This window comes from Vibrio sp. Vb0937, assembly GCF_033338855.1.
The window spans coordinates 1-1,096 of record NZ_JAWOTK010000395.1; the positions used below are offsets into that span (position 1 = coordinate 1).

At 49.3% G+C, this 1,096-nt stretch carries 2 protein-coding genes; both read left to right on the forward strand.

Annotation, left to right across the window (positions count from 1 at the left end; translation table 11 throughout):
* On the forward strand, positions 1–679 hold a 679-nt coding region (locus R7P67_RS25995; protein WP_318086479.1), incomplete at its 5' end, for a TolC family protein.
* A 185-nt stretch (positions 680–864) separates the two neighbouring features.
* Positions 865–1,096: hypothetical protein (locus R7P67_RS26000; protein WP_318086480.1), on the forward strand; the 232-nt coding region annotated here is incomplete at its 3' end.

Here is a 1,096-nt window from a genome sequence, read left to right on the forward strand (position 1 = left end):
GCTAACGCAAGTCGAAATCCGCCTATCTAAGCAGCATAGTGTACCTGTCATGCAGGACATGGTGCCGGTCGGTTTACCTTCCGATCTGTTGAAACGTCGTACCGATATTCGCTTAGCCGAGCGCGAAATGGCCGCGCTCAATGAAGAGTTAGCAGCAAGCGTTGCTGATCAATATCCGAAGTTCTTTTTGACGGGCGCTCCGGGGTTGTCTGCGTCAAGCTTTGACGATCTTTTCAGTAGCGATTCTTTCGGTTGGATGGGCGCGGCAGGCGTAAGCTGGAACTTGTTCGATGGGGGTCGTGGCGAGGCAATTGAAGCCATCAACCAAGCGCGTTTTGATTCGGCGACATTGTCTTATCAACATACGGTCGAGGCGGCTTTGGCAGAAACCGAATCCTCGCTGTTTGCTTATGGTCGCAGCCAAGAAAATCAGCGTCGAATCGATGAGGCATTGAAAGCCACCAATAACGCCGTCAACAAAGCCAAGTCACTGTACCGAGCTGGCTTGATTGATCACTTATCGGTTTTAGATGCGCAACGTCAGCAACGCATGATGCAAGATCAGCGAGTCGCAGCAAAGTTACAAACCGCACAAGCTACGATTGCGCTCTACAAATCACTTGGTGGTGATTGGACGCTACAACCAGAAGCACCACCCGAAACGAATGCCAAAGGTTAGGTTTCTTACAAGCCTCACACCTTTGCATCACAACGGATGCCGTTGAATCGGTTAAAAAGAGGCCACTTAGATGGCCTCTTAGTTTGTGAGGCAAATATTTCTACCACCTATACCCTCTCTCGGTTGTATAATGCCGGCTCTGAAATATTTTGTTACGTTACTTCGGTAACCCCTGAGATTACAACATGAACAACAGCAGATGGGTCGGCTTGCTCGGCGGCACGATCGTTTTACTTTGCACATTTCTCCTATTCGGATCTTCCGTTCATGCTGATTGGTACATGATGCCTGCAGAAGCAGTGAACGGCATCGCATTTACACTGGCTTTCGGGCTAGGGCTGAATAGCATTTTTGCCTACGTCACAGCATTCATTACGCTCGCTGCGTTATTCTACATAGGCTACGTTGTTAGCTACC